The organism is Pseudomonas palmensis (genome assembly GCF_017848315.1).
GTDB lineage: Bacteria > Pseudomonadota > Gammaproteobacteria > Pseudomonadales > Pseudomonadaceae > Aquipseudomonas > Aquipseudomonas palmensis.
Genome location: NZ_JAFKEC010000026.1, coordinates 19,264 through 33,458 on the forward strand (window position 1 = coordinate 19,264; position 14,195 = coordinate 33,458).

15 protein-coding genes are annotated in these 14,195 nt (G+C 65.5%); 10 read left to right on the top strand and 5 right to left on the bottom strand.

Annotated features, from left to right (window positions below):
* Window positions 1-43: 43 nt before the first annotated feature.
* On the top strand, window positions 44-1,615 hold the full coding sequence (locus JZZ72_RS15170; protein ID WP_210014661.1) for a collagen-like triple helix repeat-containing protein: 1,572 nt from the start codon (window positions 44-46) through the stop codon (window positions 1,613-1,615).
* 118 nt (window positions 1,616-1,733) lie between these two features.
* Window positions 1,734-3,398: a ShlB/FhaC/HecB family hemolysin secretion/activation protein gene (locus JZZ72_RS15175; protein WP_408004345.1), complete on the top strand. Its 1,665-nt coding sequence runs from the start codon at window positions 1,734-1,736 to the stop codon at window positions 3,396-3,398.
* 92 nt (window positions 3,399-3,490) lie between these two features.
* Here JZZ72_RS15175 and JZZ72_RS15180 read toward each other — a convergent pair whose 3' ends face one another.
* Window positions 3,491-3,898: a response regulator gene (locus JZZ72_RS15180; protein ID WP_043860929.1), complete on the bottom strand. Its 408-nt coding sequence runs from the start codon at window positions 3,896-3,898 to the stop codon at window positions 3,491-3,493.
* A 15-nt stretch (window positions 3,899-3,913) separates the two neighbouring features.
* Window positions 3,914-4,099 (bottom strand): Flp family type IVb pilin, encoded by a 186-nt coding sequence (locus JZZ72_RS15185; protein ID WP_043860930.1) that lies wholly within the window; start codon window positions 4,097-4,099, stop codon window positions 3,914-3,916.
* Between the two features lie 324 nt (window positions 4,100-4,423).
* Between JZZ72_RS15185 and cpaB the strand changes: the two genes are divergently transcribed.
* The 8 genes from cpaB to JZZ72_RS15225 are packed head-to-tail and all read left to right on the top strand — an operon-like array spanning window position 4,424 to window position 11,866.
* Window positions 4,424-5,365 (top strand): Flp pilus assembly protein CpaB, encoded by a 942-nt coding sequence (cpaB, locus tag JZZ72_RS15190; RefSeq protein ID WP_100632882.1) that lies wholly within the window; start codon window positions 4,424-4,426, stop codon window positions 5,363-5,365.
* A 21-nt stretch (window positions 5,366-5,386) separates the two neighbouring features.
* Window positions 5,387-6,682 (top strand): type II and III secretion system protein family protein, encoded by a 1,296-nt coding sequence (locus tag JZZ72_RS15195; protein WP_054916708.1) that lies wholly within the window; start codon window positions 5,387-5,389, stop codon window positions 6,680-6,682.
* Window positions 6,679-7,869: a pilus assembly protein gene (locus JZZ72_RS15200; RefSeq protein WP_043860933.1), complete on the top strand. Its 1,191-nt coding sequence runs from the start codon at window positions 6,679-6,681 to the stop codon at window positions 7,867-7,869. Before JZZ72_RS15195 ends, JZZ72_RS15200 begins: the two co-directional genes overlap by 4 nt.
* Window positions 7,870-9,144, top strand: coding sequence for a CpaF family protein (locus tag JZZ72_RS15205; RefSeq protein ID WP_210014663.1), 1,275 nt, complete (start codon window positions 7,870-7,872; stop codon window positions 9,142-9,144).
* Between the two features lie 35 nt (window positions 9,145-9,179).
* Window positions 9,180-10,028 carry a type II secretion system F family protein gene (locus JZZ72_RS15210; protein WP_210014673.1) on the top strand — a complete coding sequence of 283 codons (849 nt, stop codon included), beginning with the start codon at window positions 9,180-9,182 and terminating at the stop codon, window positions 10,026-10,028.
* 1 nt (window position 10,029) lies between these two features.
* Window positions 10,030-10,914 carry a type II secretion system F family protein gene (locus tag JZZ72_RS15215; RefSeq protein WP_054916706.1) on the top strand — a complete coding sequence of 295 codons (885 nt, stop codon included), beginning with the start codon at window positions 10,030-10,032 and terminating at the stop codon, window positions 10,912-10,914.
* A 14-nt stretch (window positions 10,915-10,928) separates the two neighbouring features.
* The gene (locus JZZ72_RS15220; protein WP_043860936.1) at window positions 10,929-11,612 is read left to right on the top strand and encodes a tetratricopeptide repeat protein; all 684 of its coding nucleotides are present in this window, start codon (window positions 10,929-10,931) and stop codon (window positions 11,610-11,612) included.
* On the top strand, window positions 11,609-11,866 hold the full coding sequence (locus JZZ72_RS15225; protein ID WP_088514179.1) for a DUF3613 domain-containing protein: 258 nt from the start codon (window positions 11,609-11,611) through the stop codon (window positions 11,864-11,866). Before JZZ72_RS15220 ends, JZZ72_RS15225 begins: the two co-directional genes overlap by 4 nt.
* A gap of 40 nt (window positions 11,867-11,906) precedes the next feature.
* On the opposite strand, the gene JZZ72_RS28015 is transcribed toward JZZ72_RS15225, so the two are convergent.
* From JZZ72_RS28015 to JZZ72_RS15235, 3 genes are all read right to left on the bottom strand, one after another.
* The gene (locus JZZ72_RS28015; protein WP_256582768.1) at window positions 11,907-12,035 is read right to left on the bottom strand and encodes a hypothetical protein; all 129 of its coding nucleotides are present in this window, start codon (window positions 12,033-12,035) and stop codon (window positions 11,907-11,909) included.
* Between the two features lie 38 nt (window positions 12,036-12,073).
* The gene (locus JZZ72_RS15230; RefSeq protein ID WP_210014664.1) at window positions 12,074-13,240 is read right to left on the bottom strand and encodes a hypothetical protein; all 1,167 of its coding nucleotides are present in this window, start codon (window positions 13,238-13,240) and stop codon (window positions 12,074-12,076) included.
* Window positions 13,241-13,366: 126 nt separating this feature from the next.
* Window positions 13,367-14,146 carry a response regulator transcription factor gene (locus JZZ72_RS15235; RefSeq protein ID WP_043860938.1) on the bottom strand — a complete coding sequence of 260 codons (780 nt, stop codon included), beginning with the start codon at window positions 14,144-14,146 and terminating at the stop codon, window positions 13,367-13,369.
* Window positions 14,147-14,195 lie beyond the last annotated feature (49 nt).

A 14,195-nucleotide genomic window follows, 5' to 3' on the forward strand; every position in this document is an offset into this window, starting at 1 on the left:
TTCACACCTATAAAAGCAGCGGCAGCAGTAGCAGGGAGTCGCCATGAAAACTCAAGCGTGGATCAAAGCAAGTACGGCAGTGATGTTGATCTTGACCGTGAGCCTGGCCGGTTGCAGCAGCGGCGGTGGCGGTCACAAGAGTCACGTAAGCAGTTCCACACCCGATTCGGGTACCGATGGCGGCAGTGGTGGTGGCGGTACCGGCGGCGGTACTGACGGTGGTGGCGGCACAGGTGGTGGCGGTACGGACGGCGGTGGTGGTGGTACTGGCGGTGGCGGTACGGACGGCGGAGGTGGCACTGGCGGTGGCGGTACGGATGGCGGCGGTGGCAACAACGGCGGTGGCGGTAACAATGGCGGCGGTGGCAACAATGGTGGCGGCAACAACGGTGGTGGCACGACCTCGACCACGGTCGTCGGCCAGGTGGTGGCCCAGGTTGGCAGCGGCGTGTCGGGCGTGGGCACGGGCGTGTCCGGCGTGGGCAACGCCGTCAGCGGTGTACCGGTAGTGGGCAGCACCGGTGCCGGCGACCTGGTGACTGCCACCGGCAACGCCGTCACCAGCATCGGCGATGGCCTGGGCAAGGGCCTGGGTACGCTTGGCACTGGCAGCAATGCCCTGGGCGAGACGGTCAAGGGCGTGGGCAACGGGGTGTCGGATATCGGCGGCGGGGTCAAGTCGGTGGCCAGCAGCCAGTTGATCGAACAGATACCCGTGGTCAACGGTGTGGTGGACAAGGTCGGCGACGTGGTGGTGATGCTTGGCGATACCCTCAGCACCCAGAGCACCACCGGCAAGCTGGGCAACCTGAACCAGCAATTGAGCAACCAGGTGGTCAAGGTGGTGTCGCTGGTGGAAGGCGCCACCGGCAAGGTGGGTGATGCCACCGGGGTGGGTGCACCGGTCAGCGGCCTGTTGAACAAGGTTGGCAGCGCAGTCGACGGGGTGGGCGACAAGGTCGCCAGTGCCGGCAACGGCAACCCGCTGACCACCGCCGTCGGCGGGCTGGTAAGCCATGTCGGCACGGCGGTCGGCACCAGCGGTGGCCTGGTCAACACCGGCACCGGCAACGGTGGCAGCGCCCCCGGTGCGGGGCTGCTGGAAACCGCCGGTGGCGCCGTGGCGGGCCTGGGCAGCGGGCTCGGCGCCGGAAGCAGCAACGGCCTGCTCGACGCCGCAGGCAGCACGGTCAACAAGGTGGGCCAGACCGTGGCCTCGCTGGGGCCGGTACTGGGCGGCAATGGCGTGGCCAGCGTGCCGGCCGGGGTGCCCACCGCTGCGTTGGGCAACAGCGTGGGCGCCGGCCTCACCCCGGTGGTGAGCGGTGTGACCAGCGTTACCCAGCAGGTAGGCGCTGCAACCGGCATCGGTGCGCCGGTCAACGGCCTGGTCACCCAGGTGGGCAGCGCAGTCAGCGGGGTGGGCAATCAGATTGCCGCAGCCGGCAACAACCCGGTCACCACCCAGTTGGGGGCGACGGTCAATGCCGTGGGCGGCACCGTGGGCCAGGTCGGTACCCTGGTCAACGGCAACGGGCAAGGGGGCGGCGGCGTGGGCGGTCTGCTCAATGGCCTGACCACGGGCCTGAAAGGCGGCCTCGGGGGTAACAAGTAACTAAATGGCCATCATCGATTAGACGATTTTACGGGCAACACCTACGCTTGAGGCTGACGAGGGAACCGTCTTTGGTTCCCTCGTATTTTTCAGGATCATGGAGTGTCCTATGCGATCGATGTTCGTCGCGTTATTGGGTCTGTCCTGGGTGGCTTCGCTGCATGCCGAGCCCATGCCGAGCTTCCTCAACAGCAACGAGACCGAGCGCAAGCTGCCAGCGCCCAACCTGCCCGCCGATGCCTTTCGCCCCGTCACTCCCCAACTGAACCTGCCCGCACCGGATGCCGGCCAGCAGCCACAGCCGCTGCTGATGGGCACGCGGGTGCGCGTGCAGCGGGTGCGCATCGAAGGCGGCACCATCTACCCGCTCAGCGAACTGCGCGACAACTACCAGGGCCTGCTCGACCGCGAGGTGACCCTGGGCGAGCTGATCGAGGCCACCCGCCGCCTCACCCAGCGCTACCAGCAGGATGGCTACCTGTTGTCGTATGCCTACCTGCCGCCGCAGGACTTCGCCGAAGGCCGTCTGCGCGTGGTGCTGGTGGAAGGCTACATACGTGATTACGAACTGCAGGGCGATGTGGGGCCGGTGTCGGCCTACCTCGACAAGCTGGTGGGCAAGCTCAAGGCCGAGCGCCCGCTCACCCGCAAGACCTTCGAACGCTACACCGCGCTGATGAGCCGGGTGCCGGGCCTGACCTTGCAGGCCCAGGTGCCGCCGCCGGGCACCACCGACGGCGCCACGCGGCTGATCGCGCAGGCCTCGCGCAAGCCGTTCACCAGTACCTTGAGCCTTACCGACGGCAGCCGCGACGACACCCAGGCGCTGCTCGGCCTGAACAGCAACGCCCAGACCGCGGTGGCCGAGCAGTTGAGCTTCAGCGCGCTGTTCCCGCCGGGGCAGGATGACGAACGCTACTACCGTCTCGACTACTCGCAGTACGTGGACGCCGAAGGCACCCAGCTCAATCTTTCGGCCTCGACCTACCGCAGCAACCCGGCGGCGCGGGTGCGCCTGGAGAACGGCATAGACCTCAAGCAGCACCGCGAGAACGACCGTTACTCCATCGGCCTGAGCCAGGCGCTGGTCGCCTCGAGCAACGAATGGCTGAACGTGGCAGCGCGCTTCTATGCGGTGAACGACAGCACCGACTACCGGGTGGTCGGCCTGCCATTGAAGGTCAGTACCCGCACCGATGTGCGCGCCTTTGCCTTCGAGGCAGACTGGAGCAAGTCGGACGCGCAGCAGCTGCGCATACTCAGTGCCGGTGTGTACCAGGGCCTCGATCACTTCGGTGCCAAGACCGACAGCGACTACGACCTGGACTTTTTGCGCCTGCGCCTGTCGGGGGTGCAGAGCGACCGGTTCTTGCAGAACTGGCAGGGGGTGGCATCGGCGGCGCTGTACTGGACCGACGACAGCCTGCCCGACAGCGAGCGCGCGGTGTTCGGCGGGCAGAACTTCGGCCGCGGCTACCCCAGCGATCAGGCTTCCGGCGACAAGGGCTGGGGTGCGGCATACGAGGTCAACTACAGTTTCAAGCGCGATGGCAGCTGGCTCAAGGTACTGCAGCCGTACGTGGTGGTGGACGCCGCGCGTACATGGTTCAACGAGTTGGCGGTGCGTGATTCACGATTGTCGTCGGCGGCGCTGGGGCTGCGCTTTGGCGATGCGCGCTACTACAACATCTCGCTGGAGGCGGCCAAGCCGATGTCGGATATCGCGCTGGACAGCTTCAATCGGCGGCCACGGTACACGTTGAGTTTCAGTTACCAGCTGTGACGACCGATCGCGGGTCAAGCCCGCTCCCACAAGGTACGCGCACTACCGGTGGGAGCGGGCTTGACCCGCGAGGGCCGCGTGGCGGCCAGGCGTTACTGAACCAGTTGCAGGCGGGGCTTGGGGAACAGGTTGTCCAGGGTTTCCAGCAGGCGCAGGTGGTAGATCGGCTTGCGGAACAGGTCGAGTACCTGCAGGCGCAGCAGATCGCTGACCGCATCCATGTCGGCATGCCCCGAGGTGACGATCACCGGCAGGTGCTGACGCGCCGTGTGCTCGCGCAGGCGCCTGATCAGCGAGATGCCGCTCTCTTCCGGCATGTTCAGGTCGGTGATCACCAGGGCAATGTCGGGATGTCGCGTCAACTGCTGCAGGGCGAGCTTGACCGAGGTTGCCGTGTGACAACAGAAGCCCTCGCCCTCCAGCAGCTCGGCCAGCTCCAGCAGTGCGTCTTCTTCGTCATCCACCAGCAGCAGCTGTTGACGTGAGTGGGAAGCCGGCATGTTCAGTTCCTGTCATCAGGCTGAGGGCAGGGCGGCGACGATGTCGTCGAAGACCTTTTTCACCCCGCCCCCCACATCGGTCGAGACCCCGATGATCACCACGGCCACCATGGCGGCCACGATGGCATATTCGATACCGGACGCGCCGTCCTTGCGATGGAAGAACAGCTTGCAGTGCTTGAGGATGCGGGAAAGGACCATGGTACTTCTCCTTGCGCCACAGGCGCGGGTAATGGGGCCCGGAAACGGTGATTCCCCTTTGCCATCACAGCATCGTCAAGCGGTTCGAAACCGGCAAATGTAAGAAGGCATTAATACCAAAGTAAGGGTGTCAACGCTGGCGCCAATAAGCTGTTGTTTTCAGGGGGTGTCGGGTTTCGGACCGAAAAAAAACTGACGGGTAATGGCGTTTTGTCCTAGCTGCGCTACCGTCAAATAGCGAAATAGTTACTTGCAACTTCATGTTTGCGGGCCAGTTCGCACACCGCGCGGCCGAAGGGATGTTCAGGCAGAGGGAGCGCCGACATGAGCAGTCGCATCACCATGATCCTTGCCGTGCTGTTCCTGATCGGTGCCGTGCTGGCAGGTTACTGGGGGCTGGTGCTCAGCCGTGCATCCGAGGCACCGGAGCCCCCGCAAGCGGCGGCGCCAGGGCCGGCCGGCCCGGCTCAGCCGGTGGACCAGGCCACGGAGGCTGGCACCGACGCATTGCGCAAGCCCGTGCTGGTGCTGCGCCGCGACGTACCCGCCTACACCGTGCTGACAGCCGAGGATCTGAGTGTCGAGCGCCTGCTGGTGGCCCCGGCCGGCAGCTTCCAGCGCCCCGAGCAGGTGCTGGGCCGCACCAGCTGGCGGGCCCTGCCTGCAGGTACCTGGCTGGAGGAGAGCAGTTTCGAGGCCGGTGGGCCGCTGGCGCGCATGATCCACCCCGGCGAGCGCGCCCTGGCGGTGGCGGTGGACGAAGTGGTCGGCGCCGCCGGACAACTGCGCCCCGGCGACTACGTGGATGTGCTGCTGTACCTGCGCGAAGACAACCTCAACCCGCAGGCCTCGGCCCAGGTGGCCGTGCCAGCCTTGCGCCTGCTCAGCGTGGGCGAGCAACTGGGGCTGGCCAACGATGGCCGCCCGCCGGAGGCCGACACCGATGCCAAGGCGGCCCAGGAACAGCGTCGCGCCATGGCGCGCACCGTGGTGCTGGCGGTACCTGAAGCCCTGGCCAGCCGCCTGTTGCTGGCCGCCCAGGCAGGCAGCCTGCGCCTGGCGGTACGCAGCGCCGAAGAGAAACGCCTGGCCAGCTACTGGGCCGACCCGCAGGCCGCTGCACCGCAACTGGACAACGCCAACCGCGACCTCTTTCGCTTCAGTCAACTGGCCATGACCCCGGCCGCAACCCCGGTTGCAGGCCAGGCGCCCAGGCACCAGATGCAGATCATTCGAGGCCCCCAGGCTTCAACGCCCACCCCCTGATCGAAGCAAGGATGCCCGTTGATGAGCAGTCGTTCCGAGCTGATGTTCAAGCGTTCCATCCTGACCCTGTTGTTGCTGGGGGGGCCGGCTGCCCATGCCCTGGCGGCGCCGTCGGGCTGTGCCGGGCTGAGCCCGGTGCCGGCCAGCATCGAGCTGGACCAGGGCCTGCAGCAGGAGATCCGCCTGCCGGTGCCGATCACCCGGGCGGCGGTGGGCGACCCCAACATCGCCGATGTGCAGGCCAGTGGCGAGCGCGGCGTGGTGGTCAGCGCCGTGGGCCCCGGCGCCACCAGCCTGATGCTGTGGACCGCATGCGCCAGCGTGCCGCGCCAGAGCATGCTGTTCATCAAGGGCCGGGCCACTGCCGAGATGGCCGACAGCGCCTTGCCGCCCAGCCTCGACCCCTTGCTGCCGAGCCAGGTGCAGGCCGATATCCGCTTTGTCGAGGTCAGCCGCACCAAGCTCAAGGAGGCCGGTACGCGGCTGTTCTTCAAGGGCTCCAACAACTCGCTGTTCGGCTCGCCGGGCAGCGTGCCCAACACCACGGTGTCGCCGGGCTACGTGCCGGGTGCGGTGACCAGCCCCGACGGTGGCGGCGTTGGCGGGCTGGTCAAGGTGCGCCCGAGCATCCCGCTGAACAACGATGTGTTCAATATCGTGTGGGGCGGCGGCAGCAGCCGCTTCCTGGCGGCCATCGATGCGCTGGAGAGCAGCGGCTTCGCCTACACCCTGGCGCGCCCCAGCCTGGTGGTACTCAGCGGCCTGACCGCGAGCTTTCTGGCCGGCGGCGAAATCCCCATTCCGGTGCCCAGCACCGGCAGCGACACGGTGACCATCGAGTACAAGGAGTTCGGCATTCGCCTGGCGTTGTCACCCACGGTGGTCAGCCGCGACCGCATCACCCTCAAGGTGGCGCCGGAGGTCAGCGAGCTGGACTACAACAACGCAGTGCGCATCGCCGGCGTCACCGTGCCGGGCCTGACGGTGCGGCGCACCGACACCAGCGTGTCGCTGGCCGATGGCGAGAGCTTCATCATCAGCGGCCTGATCAGCAGCAGTGCGCGCTCGGCGGTGGACAAGTTTCCGGGCCTGGGCGACGTGCCGATCCTGGGCGCGTTCTTTCGCCAGTCGTCGATCAGCCGTGAGGAGACCGAACTGCTGATGATCGTGACCCCGCGCCTGGTGCAGCCGCTGGCGGCCAATGCCAAGTTGCCCGAGTTGCCCGGCGAGCGCCTGCGCACCTACGACCCGAGCTGGGGGCGTCTGTTCTTTCTCGAGAACGGCAATTTCGAACAGCGCAGTGGATTGAGCCAATGAGCCAGAGCCTGAGCCAGACCTTCCTTGCGATCACCCGTGACGACGGTGACCTGCAGTGGCTGAAAACCGCCCTGGCGCCGCTGGGCCAGGTGGTGGGGGCCGGCAGCGGCAGCCTCGACGAACTGCTCGCACTGGTGGATGTGACCTTCGCCAACCTGGTGTTCGTGGGCCTGGACCGCGAGCAGGTGGTGAGCCAGTGCGCGCTGATCGAAGGGGTGCTGGAGGCCAAGCCGATGCTGGCGATCGTTGCCCTGGGCGATGGCATGGACAACCAGCTGGTGCTCAATGCGATGCGCGCCGGTGCGCGGGACTTCGTCGCCTACGGCTCGCGCTCAAGCGAAGTGGCCGGGTTGGTGCGCCGCCTGAGCAAGCGCCTGCCACCGGTGACCAGCAACCCGCACCTGGGCGGCCTGACGGTGCTGTACGGCACCCAGTGCGCCAGCGACGGCGCCCTGCTCACCAGTCACCTGGCGCGGGTGGTGCAGGGCAGTGGTCAGCAGACCCTGTTGCTGGACCTGGGCCTGCCCCGTGGCGACAGCCTGGCGCTGCTGGGGCTGGAGGCCTCGTTTCACTTCGGTGATGCGCTGCGCCACCTGCGCCGCCTGGATGCCACCCTGATCGACAGCGCGTTCGCCCGCGAACCCTCGGGCCTGCGCCTGCTGGCCTATACCGACAGCGACGAGGCACTGGAGCGCACCAGCGCGGCCGAGCTGTACATGCTGCTCAGCGCGCTGCGCCAGCACTTCCAGCACATCGTGGTGAACCTGGCCGGGCAGCCCGACAGCGAGCCCTTGCGCACCTTCGTCAGCCATTGCGACAAGCTGATCTGGTACACCGACCAGAACGTGCTGGACTGCCGGCGCAACCTGGAGGTGCTGACCCTGTGGCGCGAGAAGGGCATGAAACTGGAACACGCGAGCCTGCTGGTGGACCGCTACCTGCGCAGCGTGGCGCCCGACTCCGACGCGCTGGGCAAGCGCTATGGCCTGCCGGTGCTGGTGGTGCTGCCCTACAGCCCCGAGGTGCGCCTGAACGCCAAGAACCAGGGGCTGTCGCTGTTCGAGGTGGCCCCGCGCGAGGCCTTGACCCAGGCGCTCAAGGCCTTGGGCGAGCGGCTGGCACGACGTTCGGAAAGCCTGCAACCGAAGGCGGGCAACTGGATGAAGCGCCTGTGGGGGCACAAGTAGATGAGCGGCGACGAGCTGTTCGGCGGCCCGCGGCAAAACCCGGGCAGCGACCCGCAGGGGCTCAAGCGGGCCTTGCACCGGCACATCATCGATGCCATCGAGGACACCGGCCTCAACCTGCTGGAGGGCGCGCGCCCGGCGCTGGCGCAGTTCGTGGTGGAGCAGGTGGGCGACTACATCGCGCGTCAGCACCTGGCCGTGTCGCGCTACGAGATGGAGCGCCTGGCCGAGGAGATCGTCGACGAGCTCACCGGCTTCGGCCCGCTTGAGGTACTGCTGCGCGATGCGGGCGTCACCGAGATCCTGGTCAACGGCCCGCACCGGGTGTTCATCGAGCGCGCGGGCGTGCTGCAGCAGACCGACCTGCGCTTTATCGACGCGCATCACGTGGAGCGTGTGATGCAGCGCATCCTCGCGCCGTTGGGGCGGCGCCTGGACGAGTCGTCGCCGATGGTCGATGCGCGCATGCCCGACGGCAGCCGGGTGAATGCGATCATCCCGCCGGTGGCGCTGGACGGGCCGTGCCTGTCGATCCGCAAGTTTCGCAAGGACATGCTCAAGAGCGCCGACCTGCTGGCCACCCGCGCCATCGACCAGGCGATCCTCGACTTTCTGCAACGAGCCGTGGGCAAGCGCTGCAACATCCTGGTCAGCGGCGGCACCGGCACCGGCAAGACCACCTTGCTGAACATCCTCAGCCAGTTGATCAGCCCCCGTGAACGCCTGGTGACCATCGAGGACGTGGCCGAGCTGCAGCTGGATCACCCGCACGTGGTACGCCTGGAAACCCGCCCGCCCAATGCCGAGGGGCATGGCGAGATCAAGGCCAGCGAGCTTATTCGCAACGCCCTGCGCATGCGTCCGGACCGCATCATCCTGGGCGAGATCCGCGGGGTCGAGGTGCTCGATGTACTGACCGCGATGAACACCGGCCACGACGGTTCGATGAGCACGGTGCACGCCAACAACGCGCAGGACGCGCTGCTGCGCCTGGAGACCCTGGTGGGCCTGACCGGTCGCCAGGTGGCCGAGAAGACCTTGCGCCAGATGATCTGCGCCGCGCTCGACGTGGTGATCCAGCTGGCCCGCCTACCCGATGGCCGTCGCTGCGTGAGTGAGGTGCTGGAGGTGGTGGGGGTGCGCGACGACGTGTATGTCACCAACACGCTGTTTCGCCTCGACCGGCGCGGCGGCGACGCCTTCCTGCGCGAGGCGGTCAACCCGGCCAGCGACAAGCTGCGCCGTGACCTCAACGATGCGGAGCCCGGGCCGTGAGCGGCGCGGTGTGGTTGTGGCTGGGGGGCGTGGTCATGCTCGGCATCTCGATGCGCCTGTTCTATACCAGCCTGCACCGCTCGGGCAACGAGCGCATTCTGCAGCGCCTGGGCCAGCACCAGCAGGCCGCCGACAACAGCGGGCCACGTGGCCCCGACTGGCTCGAGCTGATGCTGTTGCGTGCAGGTTTCGACCGCCGCAATGATCGGCTGATGGCGTGGGTGGCAGGCTGGCTGCTGCTGGCCGTGTGCGCCGGGCTGTACGGCGGCTGGCCTGGCCTGCTGCTGGTGCTGCTGGTGGGGCCGTTGCTGTTGCGCCTGTTCCTGGCCTGGCGCTACCAGCACCGGGTACGCCGCCTTATCGAACAGTTGCCGGTGCTGCTCGACCATTGCGTGCGCAGCCTGAAGGCCGGGCGCACGCTGAGCGATGCGGTGCTGGGGGCCATCGATGCTTCGCGCGAGCCGTTGCTGGGGGCCATGCAGCGGGTCAAGCGCAACGTGCAGTTGGGGGTGAGCCTGGACGATGCGATGTCGGATCTGGCCGAACTGTATGCGCGCGAAGAGCTGCGCCTGTTCGCCCTGGGCCTGCGCATCAACCACCGCTATGGCGGCAATGCCAGCGAGTTGCTGGAGAACCTGATCAAGGTGATTCGCGAGCGCGAGCAGGGCGCGCGGCAACTGCGCGCGATGACCGGTGAAACCCGCATCACCGCCGTGGTGCTGGCGGTGCTGCCGGTCAGCGTGGCCGGCTACTTCATGTTCAGCAACCCCAATTACCTGCTGACCATGTGGCATGACAGTGTCGGCCAGCGCCTGCTGTTCAGTGCCTTCGTGCTGCAGGCGCTGGGGTGTCTGGCGCTGTGGCGCATGTTGCGGAGTATCTGAGATGGCCTTGTTGCTCAGTGCGGTGTTGTTGTTTGGCGCGTTCGCCCTGCTGCTGGGTCAGTGGCTGCGTCAGCGGCGCAGCCAGCGCCTGGTGGAGCAACGCCTGCAGGGGCGTGCGCCGGACGAGCCGGCACTGCGCGGCTGGTTGCAGCGCATGGGCGACAGCCGGCTGGGGCAGCGTTCGCTGAACCTGGACGGCGAGACCCGCCAGTTGCTCGACCGGGTGGGTTGGCGGCGTTCGCGCCAGCGCTCGCTGTTCGCGGCCTGCCAGGTGGGCTTGCCGCTATGCCTGATGGGGGCGGCGGTGCTGGTGCAGGAGGTGTTCTTTCGCGAGAGCCGTTCGCCCTGGTTGTTCCCGCTGATGGGGCTGGGGTTGGGCTACCTGCTGCCCAAGCGGTTGCTGGCGCTGCTGGCGGCACGCCGTCAGCGCCAGGTGGCGCAGGAGGTGTCGACCTTCATACCGCTGCTGCGCATCATGTTCGAGTCGGGCCTGGCGGTGGAGCAGAGCCTGCGCCTGCTGAGCCTGGAGGGGCAGCGCCTGCTGCCGGTGCTGAGCGAGGAGTTGCGGCTGTTGCTGGCACGGGTCGATTCGGGGCTGGCGCTGGCCCCGGAGCTGGAGAAGACCGCGCAGTTGCTGGGGGTGGAGGCGTTCAGCGACACCTGCATCATCCTGCGCCAGTTGCTGACCCAGGGGGGCGGGGCGATGAAGTCGCTGCTGGCACTCAAGCAACTGCTCGATGACCGGCGCCTGACCACCTTGCAGGAACGGATTTCGAAGATGTCGGGAAAGATGTCGGCAGTGATGATGCTGTTTCTGTTCCCGGCGTTGCTGATCGTACTCGCCGGCCCGGGCTTCACCGCCCTGGCCAGGGCATTCGGGGCTTGAGAGGAGTGGACGCAATGAAGGCATGCATCGCGGCGCTGGGGTTGTTGTTGCTCGGTGGTTGCGCCACGGATGGCTCGGCGCCGTGGCTGGCCATGCCGGGCTCGACGGCCAGTTGTGCCAAGCCCGATTCGAGCCAGGAGCTGTCGCTGAACATGGCCGACGAGATGCTTGCCGACGGGCGCCCGCATGCCAGCCTTGCGCACCTGGAGGCGCTGCCGGCCGATCTGGCCCAGGTGCGGGTGCGCAAGGCCAAGGTGCTGCGCCTGCTTGGACGCAGCGAGGCCGAGCCGCTGTACCGCAGCCTGCTCGGCGGGTGCCTGGCGGCCGAGGGTGAGCATGGGCTGGGGCAGATGGCGGCGGCCCGTGGCGACAACGCGCAGGCGCTGCAGCATCTGCAACGGGCCATGCAACTGGCCCCCACCGACGAGAAGATCCGCAACGACCTGGGGGTGGTGTACCTGAACCAGGGCAAGCTGGAGCAGGCGCGATTCGAGTTTCTGACCGCAATCGAACTCAAGGACAGCGACCGTCTGGCGGCGGTCAACCTGGTGACCTTGCTGCTGTACCAGGACAAGTGGCAGCAGGCGGCCGACCTGGTGAGCCGGCTGGGCCTGAGTGCGGCGCAATTCAACGAAGCGCAGGCGCGCGCCCAACAACTCAAACCTGGCAGTGTGGCTGCCGTGCAGAGGTCGTCATGAACAGTCGGATACTGGTGATGCTGGTAGTGCTGCCGGGCCTTGCCCAAGCGATCGAGCCCGGGCCTTCGTCCAGGGCACAGTCGGCCACCGAGGCGTGGTTGCAGGTGCAGGCCAGCGGCGCGCAGGCCTCCAAGACCCCGCAGAGCGCCACGCCCAAGGAGCGCGACCAGAGCATGCAACGCTGGCTGGATACCTACAAATACGTGATTCCGGATTTCTTCCGGTGGGAGAAGACCAGCAATAGCGACAAGTGAGTCATGCCCAAGAAAAAGCCCAGCGTCGGCTGGGCTTCATTCACGATTTGGGCTTGGCGGAGAAGTTTCTGAGCACCATGCTCTTGAGGGCTTCCCGGGTTTGCTCGGAGGAGCGCTTGCTGGGGCTCTCTTCCTTGTATCTGGTTTTTAGTACTTTTAGGGAGGTCATCTACGGCTCCTGAAAGTAATGAAAATATACGCTGAGTGTCATGTTTCAGGTTCTATTTGCGCTAGGGATACTAGCATTTTCCCGAAATGATAGCAAATCGGCTCCAGAAGTTGAGCAAAGTTCATCGCGCTGTCTTCATCGCGGAAAATCCCCTTTTTGTTGCGGTATATATTCATTACGGCAATGGTTTCATAGACAGGGAGTTGTTCCGCATCCGCCTCGCGTCGAACCTGAATGGGAATGGAGAGTATCGACTGGGCTTCTTCTATATCGTTGTAATACTCCAGTACATCAAGTTTGAAGCGATTGCAGAACTCGCGGTTCTTGTATGCAAGATTGTCCAGAAACAGAGATATTTCGCTTTGGGTATGGTGCAGGTATTGCGCCATACCGAAACTGGCGCACATGGGGGCGCCGGGGATGATGGGTTGCGTTGTGAAACCGGCATAACCCTGTTCGACATAAGGGAAGCAAATCGGCTCTTTTATGAAGTCGTCCCGCTCGCCGAACTCGACTTTGGTAGACACCGTGAAAGTCGTATCTTCAAGCACCAGGATGCCACTGCACTTTGCAAGTTTGCCAAGTGTTGAGTTGTTGTACAGAAATAGCTTGCTGGAATCGATGATGCGGGCAATGTTGTCCATGCTGCCGTCGGCAAGCGTTACCGTATCGAGAAAACCCGATGGCACCAGGGTCATGATGTTGGCTCGATAGACCGACGACTTGCCTTCATTGCCATCCCAGTCCTTGGCCAGCGACAACACACCGTGCAGGCACTCGCGCATCAGCTTGTGGACCACGTCGGGTTTGGGCGCCTCGCTGTTGAGCTCCGCTTTGATTTCCAGACGCCGGGCGCCGAGGATACGCATGTAGGCAGAGTAGTTTCCGAGAAACGACTTTGACGGAGTGCTTTTTATGTAACTGTGCAGTTGGCTGCGCGCCGAGTTGTTTTCCCGGTTGACGGCTATTTCCCGTAGCAACAGGAACAGGCCGAGGTAGAGCAACAGCCTGAATGCCGTGGACGCTTCATTCAGCGGCGCCCCCTCGCAGGTGGGTAACAGCCCAAGGCACAGGTTGTTGAACTGTCCTGTTATTGCCGAGCTGTAAAGGGAGATGTAAGCACCCACCAGAACGGTAGCGAAAATGGCGATAGAGCCGAAGAACGCACCGCTGGGGGCAAACAGCCCTTTGAGAAATGAAGTCATGCTTGAGCAGGCCACACATCGACGAGAAGTGGCCCGGATTCTTGCATAGCCCAAGGGGGCTGGCATATCCAATTTGTTTCAGGTTTCACCGCTGCCTTCGAAGGCTCGAAGGCAGCGGCGACCTGTTCAATGCGCCGTTATGCGCTGACGCAGCGCCGAGGGGTTGGGCGCCAGCGCCAGGGCCAGCTGGGTGCGGTTGTGCATGTGGGTCAGGCGCAGCACCTGCGACACATACAGCTTCACCGTGTTCTCGGTGATGCCCAGCTCGCAGGCGATCTGATAGTTGGTCTGGCCCTTGCCCACCAGCCGCGCGACGTCCAGCTGGCGCGGTGACAGCTGGTCGAAGATCGCCGGCATGCTCTCGGCTGCCGTTGCATCCTCGCCACCCAGGCCCGTGCCCACCACCTGCTCGCGGGCCTTGCCCAGGTCCTGGTAGAGGTCGTCGATGGATTCGGCCAGGTACTGCAGCTTCTGGTTGAGGTGGCCCAGGTGCTGGAAGTTCTTCTGACGCTCCAGCAACGCGGTCTCCTGGCGCTTGAGCCCCTCGAGCAATTCGGGGAGGTCCACCGGCTTCTGGTAGTAGTCGGCGAACCCCTCGCGCAGCGCCTTGATCACATCCTGCTTCTCGGCCCGCCCGGTGAGCATGATCGCCTCGAAGATCCGTTGCTTGCCGGCAATGGCCTTGAGCGCCTTGACCAGCTCGATGCCGTCACGCTCGGGCATGTGCAGGTCGCACAGCACCAGGCCGATTGCCGGGTCTTCGGTAAACCGCTCGATGGCCTGCTGGCTGCTGTGGCACGGTACGCACCGGTACCCGCTGCCCTCGATGAATTCACACAGCTCTTCGACGATCAACGGCTGGTCGTCGACGATCAACACCTTGAATGGACTCACTGGCTTGTTCACACGCAACTCCCTGCTGACGTGCCCTTCCTGGTACGGCCATGAAGCTTGT

Bases quoted from the DNA above. Each gene is read 5' to 3' on its own strand.
- JZZ72_RS15225 (WP_088514179.1), top strand. From the start codon at position 11,609: ATGAACAGTCGGATACTGGTGATGCTGGTAGTGCTGCCGGGCCTTGCC.
- JZZ72_RS15215 (WP_054916706.1), top strand. From the start codon at position 10,030: ATGGCCTTGTTGCTCAGTGCGGTGTTGTTGTTTGGCGCGTTCGCCCTG.
- JZZ72_RS15185 (WP_043860930.1), bottom strand. From the start codon at position 4,099: ATGGTCCTTTCCCGCATCCTCAAGCACTGCAAGCTGTTCTTCCATCGC.
- JZZ72_RS15230 (WP_210014664.1), bottom strand. From the start codon at position 13,240: ATGACTTCATTTCTCAAAGGGCTGTTTGCCCCCAGCGGTGCGTTCTTC.
- JZZ72_RS15195 (WP_054916708.1), top strand. From the start codon at position 5,387: ATGAGCAGTCGTTCCGAGCTGATGTTCAAGCGTTCCATCCTGACCCTG.
- JZZ72_RS15200 (WP_043860933.1), top strand. From the start codon at position 6,679: ATGAGCCAGAGCCTGAGCCAGACCTTCCTTGCGATCACCCGTGACGAC.
- JZZ72_RS15220 (WP_043860936.1), top strand. From the start codon at position 10,929: ATGAAGGCATGCATCGCGGCGCTGGGGTTGTTGTTGCTCGGTGGTTGC.
- JZZ72_RS15205 (WP_210014663.1), top strand. From the start codon at position 7,870: ATGAGCGGCGACGAGCTGTTCGGCGGCCCGCGGCAAAACCCGGGCAGC.
- JZZ72_RS15180 (WP_043860929.1), bottom strand. From the start codon at position 3,898: ATGCCGGCTTCCCACTCACGTCAACAGCTGCTGCTGGTGGATGACGAA.
- JZZ72_RS15170 (WP_210014661.1), top strand. From the start codon at position 44: ATGAAAACTCAAGCGTGGATCAAAGCAAGTACGGCAGTGATGTTGATC.
- JZZ72_RS15175 (WP_408004345.1), top strand. From the start codon at position 1,734: ATGTTCGTCGCGTTATTGGGTCTGTCCTGGGTGGCTTCGCTGCATGCC.
- JZZ72_RS28015 (WP_256582768.1), bottom strand. From the start codon at position 12,035: ATGACCTCCCTAAAAGTACTAAAAACCAGATACAAGGAAGAGAGCCCC.
- cpaB (WP_100632882.1), top strand. From the start codon at position 4,424: ATGAGCAGTCGCATCACCATGATCCTTGCCGTGCTGTTCCTGATCGGT.
- JZZ72_RS15210 (WP_210014673.1), top strand. From the start codon at position 9,180: ATGCTCGGCATCTCGATGCGCCTGTTCTATACCAGCCTGCACCGCTCG.